Raw genomic sequence first — 14118 nt, forward strand, 5'->3', positions numbered from 1 at the left:
ATATTCAAACTTATTAAGTTAATCATATGACTTGGAGCTTCCTCCAAGTCAATAGCTATTTGAGAGTTTTTTGAATTCATTTTGCGAAAAAAATGGAGTAACTCCACTTTTTTCATTGGGGGGACATCTATGAAAATTGGTACATTTGCGAAGTTTTTTCATGTTACGACTGATACCGTTCGTTATTACATTGAACTAGGATTATTAATACCAGACAAAAAAAACACCCAGTATCAAATGAACCAATTGTGTTTCGACGACATGGCTTTTATTACTGAGCTGAAAAAACTTCATTTTTCATTGATAGAAATCCAACGAATTTTATCATATCGGCGTGTCACAAACTTCTCGGACCATGAGGATATCGACTACTACAACAACTTGCTCATTGATAAAAAGGAACAGCTGACCCAAAAAAAAGAAGACATATCAAAAGCTATCCAATTGATTGAAAAAGCGGTTCAAACTAGCTCGCCTTCATCCAAAGAAGAGAATATTACAGGAATCCCGCTTGACTTTGTAAATCTGCTCTATTGTCCGAAATGCCGCATTCCACTTGAAATAAAAGATGTAACGATTAAAAAAGTCTACATTCACACGGGGAGTTTAACTTGTAACTGTGGGTACGAAGCAGCTATCGAGGAGGGTATTATCATTACTGCGAACTTGTACGAGACGTCTCCTTATCCATCTTATTTTTACGATAAAGAAACGATTAAAGAGATCAATCCCAAAATGATTAACTTATTTGAAAAAATTAATTTTCAGTTTCAAAAAGTTCTACAAAATATAGATTTGACAAACAAATTAATTGTGGAAACAAACGTTGACGCTTTTGTGTCACTACCCAAATATATCGATGTTCTTGAACCAAGCGCATCCTATGTATTCAGTGGCTACTCGCTTGCGATGCTCAAGAAGGTTAGAAACAGAATTGAGCGTATGAATCCGAAGCCACGCGTCCTTTATATTTTAAATTCCGATTTAAATCTGCCATTGAAACCGCTTAGCATCGATGTTTTTGTGGATAGTTTTTCAGTAACTGATTTTTCACTACTCAATCCGCAGTTCCCAATTCACGTTCTAAAAAACTATTTACATAGCAGTTCAACAATTGTCGGCGGATACTCGTATTATGATAGCCCGGCCAAATCCTTGAAAAATATTTCAGCCTTATATCCAAATTCTCACGAACATATTTTATATCCAAAATACTTAGAAGAAAATTTATCAGGCCACAAATTTCAAATCACGCAAAGTGAAAATATCGGTTACTGTACAGATCCAGGACCTTATTTTGATTATCATGTAATAGACGAAAAATTCCACATGCTCATGTATTTGGCTAGTACGAAAAAATAGCACAAAAAAGCGCCATCACAAGTGACGGCGCTTTTTATATGTAAGAGATACTAGAAGAGATCCTTCTAGCCTACTCCCATTTATAAGTCCAAAATTGTTCAAGTTGCAGCCATTTTAATGTTGCTGCATCTTTGTTTTTTATTTTTGCATGTGTTTCTTCAAGCATTGCTTCTGTTTGTGAACGATGCGCGCCTAGTGCAGCTAATTTATATTCAAATACTTCACTAATATTATTTACAACATCCGGCTCACCTAAAACAGCTTCGCGATTTCTCGTAATCGCAACCGCATGAATGACTGGACGCTCTTCTTTTGGCATACGCGATACAGCGCGAACTACAGCGCGGCCAAATGCATCATGATCTGGATGTACTCCGTGTTCTGGATAAAATGTAATAATTCGAGATGGATTTACTTCTTGAATAATCGCTTCGATTTTATCTGCAACAAAATCAACATCTTCAAATTCTAACGTTTTATCATGGAAACCAAGCATTCTTAAATCTTGAATCCCCATCGCTTCACATGCATCTTTTAATTCTTTTTCACGGATATTTGGAATCGTTTCACGGTTAGCGAATACATTTTTCCCCATGTTACGTCCCATTTGTCCAAGAGTACCACATGCATACGTTACAGGTACTCCTTGGTCTGTTAATAAGCGAATTGTTCCTCCCGCAGCAAATGCTTCATCATCTGGATGCGGAAATACAACAAGTACATGTCTCTCCATAAGTTTCCCTCCTTCTTACTTAAATGGTGTTAAGCTTAACTCAAGCGCTACCGCTAAGCGACCTTGGTTATCATGCCCTGCTAGTAATAAACGCTCTTTATCGTCTATTTCCCAGTGCGTAATGCCTTCTGCATATACCCAGCCATGATCCATTTTCAAACCAACTCGGTATGGGTTTGTTCCAGTTATTTTCCCGCGCTCAAAGCGAATAATTGCATTTCGAATGAATGCTCCAACTGTCATCATCTTTTCATTAAAGTGTGACGCATACGCTCCATTCGTCGTTTCTAAATGAATATATACATCTTTATTTACAAAACGTTCAATTTCATTTTGAATAAGAGAACTATCTTTTACTATTTCCATCGGAATTCACCTCTTTAAACCATTTTACGCAAAAATAATGTAAATTGCTATCTCTATATTAGAGGACAACGCTCACTTTTCCTAATAATTTGCACTGTGTTTTTTATATTTTTTATATGATATGTAAAAATCACATTTTTTCCTTCACTTTGTTAAATAGTTTTCTTTCTTTTTTGAATTTGCTACAATATATTTTATCCCATGTTAATGCAGTGAGATACATTTCGACAATTGAATACATACTTTAAAGAAGGTGACATGCTTGGAACAATCAGCACATGAAGTAGCAAATTGGCAATATTATTTTGCAATTGCCGTATTTTTAGTCACGTACGGTTTTATTATTTCTGAGAAATTGAATCGTGCTGTAATCGCACTATTCGGTGCTGTTATTATGATTATTTTTGGAATTGTAGATTTACATACTGCTTTCACATCACATATTCAATGGGAAACGATCACCCTTTTAATTGGGATGATGATTCTCGTACATATTACGAGTCAATCAGGCGTATTTGAATTTGTAGCCATTAAAGCAGCAAAAGCAGCTGGCGGAAAACCAATCCGCATTTTATTATTACTATCCCTATTAACCGCTGTTGGTTCTGCATTTTTGGACAACGTAACAACCGTATTATTAATCGTACCTGTTACACTATCCATTACACGTATTTTAAAAGTAAACCCTGTTCCTTATTTAATTTCAGAAGTACTATTTTCAAATATAGGCGGAACAGCAACATTAATCGGTGATCCGCCTAACATTATGATTGGATCAGCTAATAAGCATTTAGACTTTAATGCCTTCTTATTAAACTTAGCTCCAATCGTAATCATTATTTCTATCGTTACACTCGGTATTATTTACTTCATGTATCGTAACAAACTAAAAACAACAACTGAGCAAATCGATAAACTAATGGCATTAAATGAAAAAGATTATATTAAAGATCAAAGCCTCCTTTTAAAATCCATTACGATTTTAGGACTAACTATTTTAGGCTTTGTACTTCATTCTATTATTCATGTAGACGCTGCCGTTATTGCGATGACAGGTGCTACACTCCTTATGTTAATCGGCGTGAAAGAACATGATATTGAAGATATATTCGCCCACGTTGAATGGGTAACCATTTTCTTCTTCGCCGGACTATTCGTTCTCGTTGGCGGGTTAATTGATATCGGACTTATTTCTTCACTCGCAAAAAAAGTAATCGACGTAACAAACGGTGACATCGGTTTCGCTGCGATACTTATCTTATGGGTATCTGGCATCGCATCTGCGACGATCGACAATATCCCATTTGTCGCAACAATGATCCCGCTTATTCAAGATTTAGCTACAGGACTCGGACTATCTGTCGACTCTCCGCAAATCGAAGTACTATGGTGGGCGTTATCTCTCGGAGCTTGCTTAGGAGGAAACGGAACGTTAATCGGAGCATCAGCAAACGTAGTCGTTGCTGGTATTGCAAAACGTGAAGGACATGGATTCTCTTATATGGACTTCTTAAAAATCGGTTTCCCATTAACAATCATTGCGCTATTGTTATCACATGCTTACATTTATTTGCGTTATTTAATGTAAAGGTTGTATTGCATGAAATTATATCGTCAAATACAAAAGGTTTGCAGCATAGTGCTGCAAACCTTTTTCATCACCAGAATATACCTATAATTGCTAATCCACCTAAAATCATACCACCAATTTGTCCGATGATTGCCGGTGATAATTGAACACCTTTTCTCACTTCAACAACCGGTCTTTCGTGTCTTAGTTGTTGGACTTCACTTTGAAGTTGATGTACACTTCCGTGTAGTTCTTTAATTAGTTCTTTTAATTCAGCGACCTCTTCGTTTACTGGCTTACTTTTTTCTAAGTTCATCTCGCATAACTCCTTATAAATTCAATCAGTGCACTGTAAATTTTCGCCAATTACCGTTATATCTCCTGCATACTACATATATAATATGGAATGTACTTTTAATCTTGCAGCACTATCCATTCATCCCGCAATATCCCCATAATCATACGATCAAAACACTTTCCATCTCTTTGAACTGCTTCTCTCATACATCCTTCCATCTGAAAACCCATCTTTTTATACAGTGCAACGGCAGCTTTATTATAGGAAATAACATCGAGACCAACCCGGTGTAAATTTATTTCATAGAAAGCATACTTTAAAATAAGATGTATTGCTTCTCTCCCATATCCTTTTCCCCTATCATTTGCATCCCCTATTCCAATGGCTAATAAACCTGTTCTGTTATTCCACTCTATGCCATGAATTGCAACAAAACCAATTAAGCGATCATCTTGAACTGTTCTTAACATGAAAGAAATACTATTTGATCTCCGTCCCTTTAGTAGTTCATCATTTGATATTTCATGTAAAGATTGCGGGAATGCTAAATCTGTATCTACATTTCTTAAATACTCACTATCCTCTTGCCACACAGCCATTACTTCAGCATCCGTTGCTCTAATAGCTGATAATTTAATTGTTTTATCTCGAAAAAGATTAATTGTCATCTGAAACTCCCCTTTTTTAAAATAGCGGGGACAGTAATTCTAGCCTATTTATCCCCTTGTTCCATAAACTGTTTTTTTTTAATGGGATACTTACAATAAGCGCCGACATTGGCACATCTCCTCTACATTGAATTAACTTCATTGTATAATTTTTCATTTATTCTAACAATAACAACGATAAAAAGACCCTCCAAATTTAGAGGGCCTTCCTAACAACCAAACGATATTACTTCGTAAACATTTTCTCCGCTTCATCCATTGCTATTTTGTTACCTAAGGCAGAATAGTCAAGCCATGGTTGGTCATTAATAATGTATACGTGCTTACCTTTAACAGCTTTTAAATCTTTCCAAATCGGTGTTTCTTGAAGTTGTTTAAATGCTGCTTTTGCTTTATCGTCTCTATTTACGACAACGAAAATAGCATCCGCATCAAAGTCAGGTAATACTTCTTGTGAAATTACTTCGAAAGGACGGTTTCCATCAATTTTCTCTACACCATTTGCAGGTTGTAATCCTAAGTCTTGGAATAAGATTGGTCCCATCGGTCTTTTCGTACTAAATACACGTAATTCTTTTGCAGTAACGCGAATTGCCATTACTTTTTCGTTATTACCTAGTTCTTTATCTATTAAACTTTTTACTCGTTTTGATTGTTCTTCATAGTCTTGAATATATTTATCTGCTTCTTTCTCACGGTTTACAAGCTTACCAACTTCTTTTAAATGATCTCTCCACGTGCCTTCATCTAAATTGAAAGAATGTGTTTTTGCAATTTTTTCGTATTTCGCTAAATCTTTGCCAGCATATTTTTCATCAACATAAATTTCAGATGGTTTTAATTGTAGTAATGCTTCCATATTTGGATCTGTTACAACACCAAGTTTCTTCGTATCTTTCAGCCGTTCTTTTGCGTGCGGTAAGAAATCTTTTAAATCTCCACCAATAACAGAACCTACTGGTGTAATTCCTAATGCAAGTAAATTATTCGTTAAGTGAATAGACATCGAAGCAATTTTTGGATCATTACTTTTTCCTGTTTTTTTAGTTGCCTCTTCACTAGATTTCGTTTGACCACATGCTGATAAAACGAAAATACACATAATGCTAAATAAAATGGAAAGTTTCTTTTTCATATGTTCTCCTCTTTGAAGTATTTATTTTGTTTTTGTAAGTAAATAAAGAAAATACGGCGCTCCTAAAGCCGCTACTACTACACCAGCTGGAATAGAGTTTGGCTTGAATACAGAACGACCTATCGTATCTGCGAGTACTAAAATAATCATTCCAATAATGCCAGCTAACGGAAGGAAGTGTTGATAGGTAGTACCTACTAACTTCCTTGCAATATGCGGAGAAACTAAGCCGATAAAGCCAATTCCCCCTGCCATTGATACACTTGCACAAGACAATCCTACCGCTGTAGCTAAAAGCAGTAACCGTTCTTTTTGAACAGATACACCAAGTCCTGCTGCTACACTATCACCTAGTGACAGTGCATTTAACGTTTTAGATTTTAACCATGCGTACGGAGTTAATATAAAAATCCACGGTACTAATGCAAGAACATGAATCCAATCTTTTCCCCACACGTTACCAACTAGCCATCTAGAAGCGAATGTATACGTCTCATCATTTAACTTGAGAGAGAAAAATAACGAAAGTGCACTAAAACCAGCTGAAACTGCAATCCCAACGAGAATAAGTCTTATAGGAAGTAAACCTTTTGACCGGTCACTCGCAAGTAAAATAATAAGAAATGCAGCTAACACTCCCCCGCCAAACGTAAATAACGGTATTAAAATCGATGCACTCTCGTTAATAGACTGAAAGAGAGTAACGAATACAATTAGCCCGAAAGATGCACCCGAATGTAATCCGAGAATACCTGGATCTGCGAGTGCATTACGAGATAGCCCTTGCAAAATCGCACCAGAAACTCCAAGGCCAATACCTGCTAACATTGTGATGATTATTCTTGGCATACGATAATCGTATAGCACGGTTGCACTCTCAAAATCACCATAGCCAAAAAGCGTTTGAATTACTTTGAGCGGTGCGATGCTCAGCGTACCTGTATTTAAACTAATTAAAATTACAGCGATACTTATACATCCGAAAATTGTAGTTACAGTAATAGCTCTCTTTTTATCCGTGTTAAAAAGATCCTTCACTTATAACTCCCTCCCAACTTTACGTGCTATATAAAGGAAGAACGGAACTCCAACAAGAGCTACCATAATTCCTATCGCAAGTTCTTTAGGAGGATTTACTGTTCTTGCCCCTAAATCAGCTAACACCAATAACATAGCTCCTAATAATGCTGACATAGGAATAATAAGCCGATAATTAACACCTACTAATTTTCTAGCGATGTGCGGAATAACAAGTCCTACAAATCCAATGGAACCAACAGCTGAAACAGACACACCTGCAAGAATGACTACTATAATCATCCCAAGTATTCTCGTTCGGTTCGTTTTCACACCTAAATTCGTAGCAACATCATCCCCCATTGATATGAGTGAAATAGATCGCCCTAGCACTGTTGCAAAAACAATCGTTATGAGAATAATAGGCACTAAAAATTTCAAGTGTTCCCACTTAACCCCCGCAACACCACCAGCAAACCAAAACGCTAAATCTTGGCTTAAATCATAATAAATTGCAATACCTGAACTTAATGAGTGTAAAAGCGCTGCCATAACTGCCCCAGCAATCGTTAACCTCATCGGTGTTAACCCTCCTGATGTTGCCGATCCGATAATAAAAATGAGTATGGTACTTAAAACTGCTCCAATAAAGGAAACAATCATTAAGTAGGAATACGGCATATGCGGGAAAAAGGCAAAACTAAGTGCTACTACAAACATCGCACCTGCATTTATTCCGAGCACACCTGCATCAGCTAAAGGATTTCGTGTTACTCCTTGCATAACAGCACCAGCAACTGCAAAAGCAGCTCCTACAACTGCCGCTCCAATTACCCTTGGGAGCCTTAATTCATAAATAATTTGATGCTGCGTTAATTTCGGATTGTAATCAAAAACCGCTGCCCATACCGTTTGCAAATGAATATCCTTTGCACCGAATGCAACGGCTAAAAATATAGATCCAATTAAACATACAATTGTTAAGCTCATGAAACATACGAACTTAATATGTATCCAGCGATTATTACCAGCATGTACAGTAGACTTATGTAACATGTTTCATTTCATCCTTTATATTCAGTTGTTTTTTATAATTATTTTTTATTTATAATCATTATTGATAATAATTATCATTTTCATTTAGATATTATATCCCCACTTTTTTTAAATAGCAAACTATTTTTTTACTTTGTTAAAATATTAAAACACTTATTACAATTCCCTTCTAAAACTTACAAATACATGCAAAATAGACTACTGTTTTATTTTTAAAATTGTAGTATACTTAGTCATTATTTTGAGTTTTCTAATAAATGCATCGAAGGTGACACAATGTTCTAAACAACTACTACATTTCACTTACGAGCAAGCATTATCCTGCTTGTTCCCAGTCGTTATTTTTTTAACACTAGCCCTTTCAAAAATCATTTCTATCCCAGGATTATATCGCTATGATTTCATACTCATTGTATGTCTTCTTATGCAATGGATTATGTACAAGACTGGACTTGAGACGAAAGACGAATTAAAAGTAATTACTGTTTTTCACCTCATTGGCCTTCTACTAGAAATATATAAAGTACATTTCGGTTCATGGGGTTATCCTGAAGAAGCGTATTCGAAGGTTTTTGGAGTTCCACTTTATAGCGGTTTTATGTATGCAAGCGTCGCAAGTTACATATGTCAAGCGTGGAGAAGATTGCATTTACAAATGTATAATTGGCCGAAAGCCATTTTTGCCGTGCCGTTAGGAGCAATGATTTACTTCAATTTTTTCACACACCATTTTCTATATGACTTTAGATGGGTATTAACTTTACTTTTATTTATTGTTTTCTTTCGAACATTTGTGGAATTTTCATTACAAGGTGTTACATATAAAATGCCGCTCGTTCTCTCCTTTTTCCTTATTGGATTCTTTATTTGGATTGCAGAAAACATCGCTACTTTCTTCGGAGCATGGCAATACCCAAATCAATGGGAAACATGGAACCTCGTTCACCTTAGCAAAATTAGCTCATGGTTTTTACTCGTTGTCATTAGCATTATGATTGTTACACAATTAAAACATTTGAAGCAGTCGAAAAGATAATGATGATTATGTAAATACATATTAGAAACAACTAATCTTCTTTGCTTGCTCAATAAAAAAACGAAATCCATCTAGGATTTCGTTTTTTTACTAAAGAGCTTTAATAATTCGTTCCATCGCCTTCATTTGACCAATATGATCCGCTTCATGGTAAAGCATCATACCGTAAAGCTCCCCTACTGTTTCCAATCCTAGGAATGGCTCTGGAAGTTTATTTTCAAATGCTTCTGCTGGAATTTCATGAATGCGCTTTGCTTGTTCTTTTAATTGAGCTGTTAACACTTCTAATGATGGTCCTTCTTTTTCCCATTTAGATGGTCTCGATCCATATCCAAACATACCTGGATATTCAGTTGGTAAGTGTTTAAACTCTCTTCCAAACATGAAAGTTTCTGCTGCACTTAACACGTGACCGATATGCCAACGGATTGTGTTATTAAAGCCATCCGGCTGCGTATCCGCAGTTTTGTCATCTAAAGTTTCCATAAATTTAAGTAATGCTCCACGCGTTATTTCAAATTGTTTTAAACCAACTATTCTATTCACTCTATCATTTCCTTTCTTATATACAGTTTATTATCAGCGGAGAATATCCCACTGACTAAAGTTTCACTTTGTTTAATCTATCAGAAACAATCAAGAAATACACCTAATATGCTTACTGAAAACAATAAAAAAAGGTCCACTCCTCGTAAATATAGAATTACTTACTGCACAAATATTTCAGTAAACAAAAGAGGAGTGTAATTACATGTTAGATGTTTTAAAACAACAATATAATCTTATTAGCTCCACTCGAGAAGCTTTATTTACGTTTTTAGAAGAAATTTCACTAGAAAAATTGCACAGCACGGTTCCTAACTTCGGAAATGGCAGCATTATAAAAACCCATATTCATGTAGCAGATTGCTATCGATACTGGCTCGGATCATTCGCATTTAACCAAAAACGAGCAGATTTTTCATTTGCTAGCGATTATGAAATTGAACATGCAGATGTCGCGAAAGTCCGTGCCAGGTTTAAGTTAGTAGATGAAACTGTACAACATTTTTTAGATGAATACAATGACCGGTGGCTCGAAAATATAGCAAATGAAGTAAAATGACAAAAAGAACCTTGGAGCACAACTCCGCTATGGCTTTTAACTCATACGGAAACACATGAATTTCATCATAAAGGACAAATTGTATCAATGGCTCGTCACCTCGGATACACTCCTCCTGATACAGACCTTAGTTAATTCAATTGTTCTAAAGATCGACTTATAATAACCGCCAATAACGTTAAAATTTATTTATACTAATACAACTGAACTAAATAATCACAAAAAGAAAGAGCACGTTTTGATCAATCTTTTTCAAAGCACGCTCTTTCTTTCCATAAATAAGCTTAATCATTTATTATGTTACTCGTCCAACTGCAACACCTGTTAATTAAAAGACTCCCTCGTTACATCAATAAATTGTTGTAACGGCGCTGTCATCCATTTATCTTTATGCCAAGCAATTTGCGTAAAAATTGGAGAGATTGTATTTTCTAGATGTAACTCTTTTATCGTTCCTTCTCGTATATCTTTTTCTACTACTATCGCCGGTAAAACCGCTATACCTAAATCTGCAATGACGCATTGTTTAATTGCTTCTACACTAACAAACTCAATCTTATTTGCTGGATATACGTCATCTGCACGAAATAACTCTTCAAATAAAGTTCGATAGGAGCAACCGAGTTCTGTTAGTAAAAGTGTTTCACTCTCTAAATCTTTTGTAGAAACGGACGGTTGTTCAAGTAAACGATGCCCCGGAGCAACTACTACTTTTAATTCTTCTTTCAAAAGTGGCTCCACATGTAAAACATCTTCTGTTTTACATTCGTCTAAAATAAACGCAAGGTCTACTTTCCCCTCCATCAATTGTTCCTTCGCATCTTTATTGGAATGCGCAGGTTTAAATATAAGCTTTATTTGTGGAAATTGTGCTTTAAACCTCTTTAATATGGAAGGAAGCCTGTATGTACATTGACTTTCTTGCGCACCTATTATTAACGTACCTGCTATTTCCTCATCATCTTTCACAGCCATTTTCGCTTCATTACTAAGCGCAATCATCTTATCGGCATATAGTTGAAACTTCTTTCCTGCTTCAGTTAAGAAAAGGCGTTTTCCTAATCTCTCAAATAACGGCGTACCGAGCTCAGCCTCTAACGTTTTAATTTGCGCTGTCACGCTCGACTGAGCAAAGTTTAATTTCTTCGCAGTTTGTGTGAAATTCAAACTTTCTGCTGCTACTTTAAATGTAATTAATTGTTTTATCTCCATTTATCATCCCTCTTCTCAATCGGTATTTCCGATTGATTTCATCGAAATAATCTTCTTTTTCTATTGATAGTTGTATTGTATGATAAAGAACATCTACAAACAATATAAATGGAGGTATTCCATATGAAAGCACTTTGTTTCGAACAGTTCGGAAATCCGGATGTACTACAATATAACGAAATACCTAATCCAATCATAAATCCAAATGAAATTCTTGTCCGTACGAAAGCAATCGGTTTAAATTTCGCTGATATTTATAGACGCCGTGGTGATTATCATCTCGCTGGCAACCCGCCTTATATATTAGGTTATGAAGGGGCTGGTATTGTTGAAAAAGTAGGAGCTGACGTTACTACAATCAATCCTGGAGACCGCATTGCATTTGCTGACGTTCCATTTGCAAATGCAGAATTAGTTGCCGTTCCATCAGAAAAAGCAATCCCACTTCCAGATTCTATTTCTTTTGAAACAGCCGCTTCTGTCTTATTACAAGGATTAACAGCACATTATTTAACGAAAGATAGCTATCAAATAAAACAGGGTGATATAGCTTTAGTTCATGCCGCAGCTGGTGGTGTTGGTCAACTTCTTATTCAAATGATTAAACTACAAAGCGGAAAAGTAATCGGCCTAACGTCATCAAATGAAAAAGCAAAAGTAGCCGCATTCGCTGGTGCCGATCACGTATTTTTATATACTGAATCATGGCATACGAAAGTACTTGAAATAACAAATGGTACTGGAGTAAATGTTGTATATGAATCAGTAGGCTCTACATTAGAGGAAAGTTTTAATGCTACTAAAACTGGTGGTACTGTCGTATTTTACGGAATGGCTGGTGGTAATCCTGCGCCCGTTGATCCGCGTATGCTTATGGATACTTCAAAAACTTTAACTGGCGGAGACCTTTGGAATGTTCTTACGACTTATGAAGAACGGAAAAAACGATCCTCTCAATTATTCGAATGGATTGCGACCGGAAAAGTAACAATCGCGAGTCCTACTACATTCTCTTTACAAGACGGTGCCTGCGCTCATGAATTATTAGAAAGCAGAAAAAGTACTGGGAAGATTTTATTAATCCCATAATTCACAAACTGAAAAGGAAGCTAGATTTTTCTAACTTCCTTTTCTTATTTCTATTTGAGATATTATTATATTTCCACACTTTCTTTTCCTTTTTCAACATAACTCATATCCCCAACCGATTCGACGGTGTATGTTCCATCTCGATATAAAATCTTCGTCACACTTGCATTTTTCACTCCAAGTTTTGTTTTACTGCGATCTAGCATTTCTATTAATGCAGTAATCATAAGTCCATGGACTACAACTAAAACGTTACCTCCACCATTTTCAGCAGCTTCTTCACTAATTTTATCAATCTCTGTTTTTATACGAGTAGAAAATACTTCCCAATCTTCAGCTTGTTTCGTAGGATCTGCTGCCCTAATTAGATTAATAATTTCTTCAATAGAAAATTTCATTAGTTCATCTGGTGATTTAACACCCGCCGCTTTTCCAATAGCGTCCCACATATTTTCAACCTTTTCACCTTCAAAAGTGCCAAAATTCAATTCACGTAAATCTTTTCTTTTCTCAAGTTTAAACTTTGATTGCTCACTATATTTTAATACTAAATTAGCAGTTTCAATCGCTCGACCGCTATCACTACTATAAACGCTAGCAAAATTTATATCTTTTAATCCAGTTCCTAAATTTGCGGCAATTTCAACACCTTTTTCTACTAGTGGAGAATCCGCCCAACCTTGCACGCGATGACTAGCATTTAACATTGTTTTACCGTGTCTTGTAACATATAGCGTGACTAGATTACCTTTACTATTAGCTTCTCGCTTCTTCATCATATTCTCTCCCTTTACATTTCTATATCAATTTTACCATCTCAATTATTCATTGAGCAAAATATACATATACGTAAGTGGATCTGCTTAATAAAAAAACGCTATCTTTCTGTACATCCCTACAAAAAGATAGCGTTTTTTATGATTACATTTCTTAATCGGTACTTTTATTCAGAAAAAGCACTCGAATACTGAACAACCCCTTCAACACCTTGAAGAGCATTCAATCTTAGTTCCATAACCATAAACACTTCATCCGGCACTTCAAATGGCGCTCTTATATTCCACTTACTCGCGCGTTCAAAACCAAATTTCGGATAATACTCCGGATGCCCTAATACTACAACTGATCCATATTCAAGTTCTTTCGCTTTTTCTAGCGCCACTAATATAAGTTTGCCACCAATTCCTTTTTTCTGATGACTTGGAGCAACCGATACTGGTGCAAGTGCCAATGATTCTACAGAAGTTCCATCCTGTTCTATTTTAATTTTTGATAACAGAATGTGCCCAACTATTTCTTCATCTACCGCAACTAATGATAATTCTGGAATAAATGCATCACATTTTCTAATACGACTCACAAGTTCGTGTTCTGTTTTATCACTGAATTCTTCTTTTGAAAACGCTGCTTTTACAACTTCTTCAGTCTTACTATAATCATTTTGTTGTTCTTGTCTCATCGTTACCATTCT

The 14118-nt window shown here is 35.9% G+C and carries 15 protein-coding genes and 1 pseudogene; 5 read left to right on the top strand and 11 right to left on the bottom strand.

Annotation, left to right across the window (positions count from 1 at the left end; translation table 11 throughout):
- Positions 1–129 precede the first annotated feature (129 nt).
- Entirely contained in the window at positions 130–1362 is a 1233-nt protein-coding gene (locus CQZ94_RS09350; RefSeq protein ID WP_105585183.1) for a MerR family transcriptional regulator, read from the top strand.
- A gap of 70 nt (positions 1363–1432) precedes the next feature.
- On the opposite strand, the gene bshB2 is transcribed toward CQZ94_RS09350, so the two are convergent.
- Both bshB2 and CQZ94_RS09360 read right to left on the bottom strand, forming a co-directional pair.
- Positions 1433–2095 carry a bacillithiol biosynthesis deacetylase BshB2 gene (bshB2, locus tag CQZ94_RS09355; RefSeq protein WP_105585184.1) on the bottom strand — a complete coding sequence of 221 codons (663 nt, stop codon included), beginning with the start codon at positions 2093–2095 and terminating at the stop codon, positions 1433–1435.
- A 15-nt stretch (positions 2096–2110) separates the two neighbouring features.
- Positions 2111–2461, bottom strand: a complete 351-nt coding sequence (locus tag CQZ94_RS09360) for a YojF family protein (RefSeq protein WP_098220375.1) — start codon at positions 2459–2461, stop codon at positions 2111–2113.
- 262 nt (positions 2462–2723) lie between these two features.
- Between CQZ94_RS09360 and CQZ94_RS09365 the strand changes: the two genes are divergently transcribed.
- The gene (locus CQZ94_RS09365) at positions 2724–4049 is read left to right on the top strand and encodes an ArsB/NhaD family transporter (protein WP_105585185.1); all 1326 of its coding nucleotides are present in this window, start codon (positions 2724–2726) and stop codon (positions 4047–4049) included.
- Positions 4050–4119: 70 nt separating this feature from the next.
- On the opposite strand, the gene CQZ94_RS09370 is transcribed toward CQZ94_RS09365, so the two are convergent.
- From CQZ94_RS09370 to CQZ94_RS09390, 5 genes are all read right to left on the bottom strand, one after another.
- Positions 4120–4347: a coiled-coil domain-containing protein gene (locus CQZ94_RS09370; RefSeq protein WP_002111012.1), complete on the bottom strand. Its 228-nt coding sequence runs from the start codon at positions 4345–4347 to the stop codon at positions 4120–4122.
- Between the two features lie 98 nt (positions 4348–4445).
- Positions 4446–4997, bottom strand: coding sequence for a GNAT family N-acetyltransferase (locus tag CQZ94_RS09375; protein ID WP_105585186.1), 552 nt, complete (start codon positions 4995–4997; stop codon positions 4446–4448).
- A 226-nt stretch (positions 4998–5223) separates the two neighbouring features.
- Entirely contained in the window at positions 5224–6132 is a 909-nt protein-coding gene (locus CQZ94_RS09380) for an iron-hydroxamate ABC transporter substrate-binding protein (RefSeq protein ID WP_105585187.1), read from the bottom strand.
- Between the two features lie 21 nt (positions 6133–6153).
- Entirely contained in the window at positions 6154–7170 is a 1017-nt protein-coding gene (locus CQZ94_RS09385; RefSeq protein ID WP_105585188.1) for a FecCD family ABC transporter permease, read from the bottom strand.
- Complete coding sequence (locus CQZ94_RS09390; protein WP_105585189.1) at positions 7171–8205, bottom strand: FecCD family ABC transporter permease; 1035 nt, start codon at positions 8203–8205, stop codon at positions 7171–7173.
- Positions 8206–8473: 268 nt separating this feature from the next.
- Between CQZ94_RS09390 and CQZ94_RS09395 the strand changes: the two genes are divergently transcribed.
- Positions 8474–9241, top strand: coding sequence for a DUF817 domain-containing protein (locus CQZ94_RS09395; RefSeq protein WP_105585190.1), 768 nt, complete (start codon positions 8474–8476; stop codon positions 9239–9241).
- Between the two features lie 90 nt (positions 9242–9331).
- Here CQZ94_RS09395 and CQZ94_RS09400 read toward each other — a convergent pair whose 3' ends face one another.
- Positions 9332–9787 carry a DinB family protein gene (locus tag CQZ94_RS09400; RefSeq protein WP_105585191.1) on the bottom strand — a complete coding sequence of 152 codons (456 nt, stop codon included), beginning with the start codon at positions 9785–9787 and terminating at the stop codon, positions 9332–9334.
- Between the two features lie 205 nt (positions 9788–9992).
- On the opposite strand from CQZ94_RS09400, the pseudogene CQZ94_RS09405 reads away from it, so the two are divergent.
- Positions 9993–10481, top strand: a pseudogene (locus tag CQZ94_RS09405) (DinB family protein).
- Positions 10482–10670: 189 nt separating this feature from the next.
- Here the strand turns inward: CQZ94_RS09405 and CQZ94_RS09410 are convergent.
- Positions 10671–11558: a LysR family transcriptional regulator gene (locus tag CQZ94_RS09410; protein ID WP_105585192.1), complete on the bottom strand. Its 888-nt coding sequence runs from the start codon at positions 11556–11558 to the stop codon at positions 10671–10673.
- Positions 11559–11681: 123 nt separating this feature from the next.
- On the opposite strand from CQZ94_RS09410, the gene CQZ94_RS09415 reads away from it, so the two are divergent.
- The gene (locus CQZ94_RS09415; protein WP_105585193.1) at positions 11682–12647 is read left to right on the top strand and encodes a quinone oxidoreductase family protein; all 966 of its coding nucleotides are present in this window, start codon (positions 11682–11684) and stop codon (positions 12645–12647) included.
- 65 nt (positions 12648–12712) lie between these two features.
- Here CQZ94_RS09415 and CQZ94_RS09420 read toward each other — a convergent pair whose 3' ends face one another.
- Complete coding sequence (locus tag CQZ94_RS09420) at positions 12713–13423, bottom strand: histidine phosphatase family protein (protein ID WP_105585194.1); 711 nt, start codon at positions 13421–13423, stop codon at positions 12713–12715.
- A 167-nt stretch (positions 13424–13590) separates the two neighbouring features.
- Positions 13591–14115, bottom strand: a complete 525-nt coding sequence (locus CQZ94_RS09425) for a GNAT family N-acetyltransferase (protein ID WP_105585195.1) — start codon at positions 14113–14115, stop codon at positions 13591–13593.
- Positions 14116–14118 lie beyond the last annotated feature (3 nt).

The sequence above is a fragment of the Bacillus sp. MYb209 genome, from assembly GCF_002975175.1.
Lineage (GTDB): Bacteria > Bacillota > Bacilli > Bacillales > Bacillaceae_G > Bacillus_A.

Bases quoted from the DNA above. Each gene is read 5' to 3' on its own strand.
- CQZ94_RS09350 (WP_105585183.1), top strand. From the start codon at position 130: ATGAAAATTGGTACATTTGCGAAGTTTTTTCATGTTACGACTGATACC.
- bshB2 (WP_105585184.1), bottom strand. From the start codon at position 2,095: ATGGAGAGACATGTACTTGTTGTATTTCCGCATCCAGATGATGAAGCA.
- CQZ94_RS09360 (WP_098220375.1), bottom strand. From the start codon at position 2,461: ATGGAAATAGTAAAAGATAGTTCTCTTATTCAAAATGAAATTGAACGT.
- CQZ94_RS09370 (WP_002111012.1), bottom strand. From the start codon at position 4,347: ATGAACTTAGAAAAAAGTAAGCCAGTAAACGAAGAGGTCGCTGAATTA.
- CQZ94_RS09375 (WP_105585186.1), bottom strand. From the start codon at position 4,997: ATGACAATTAATCTTTTTCGAGATAAAACAATTAAATTATCAGCTATT.
- CQZ94_RS09380 (WP_105585187.1), bottom strand. From the start codon at position 6,132: ATGAAAAAGAAACTTTCCATTTTATTTAGCATTATGTGTATTTTCGTT.
- CQZ94_RS09390 (WP_105585189.1), bottom strand. From the start codon at position 8,205: ATGTTACATAAGTCTACTGTACATGCTGGTAATAATCGCTGGATACAT.
- CQZ94_RS09410 (WP_105585192.1), bottom strand. From the start codon at position 11,558: ATGGAGATAAAACAATTAATTACATTTAAAGTAGCAGCAGAAAGTTTG.
- CQZ94_RS09415 (WP_105585193.1), top strand. From the start codon at position 11,682: ATGAAAGCACTTTGTTTCGAACAGTTCGGAAATCCGGATGTACTACAA.
- CQZ94_RS09420 (WP_105585194.1), bottom strand. From the start codon at position 13,423: ATGAAGAAGCGAGAAGCTAATAGTAAAGGTAATCTAGTCACGCTATAT.
- CQZ94_RS09425 (WP_105585195.1), bottom strand. From the start codon at position 14,115: ATGGTAACGATGAGACAAGAACAACAAAATGATTATAGTAAGACTGAA.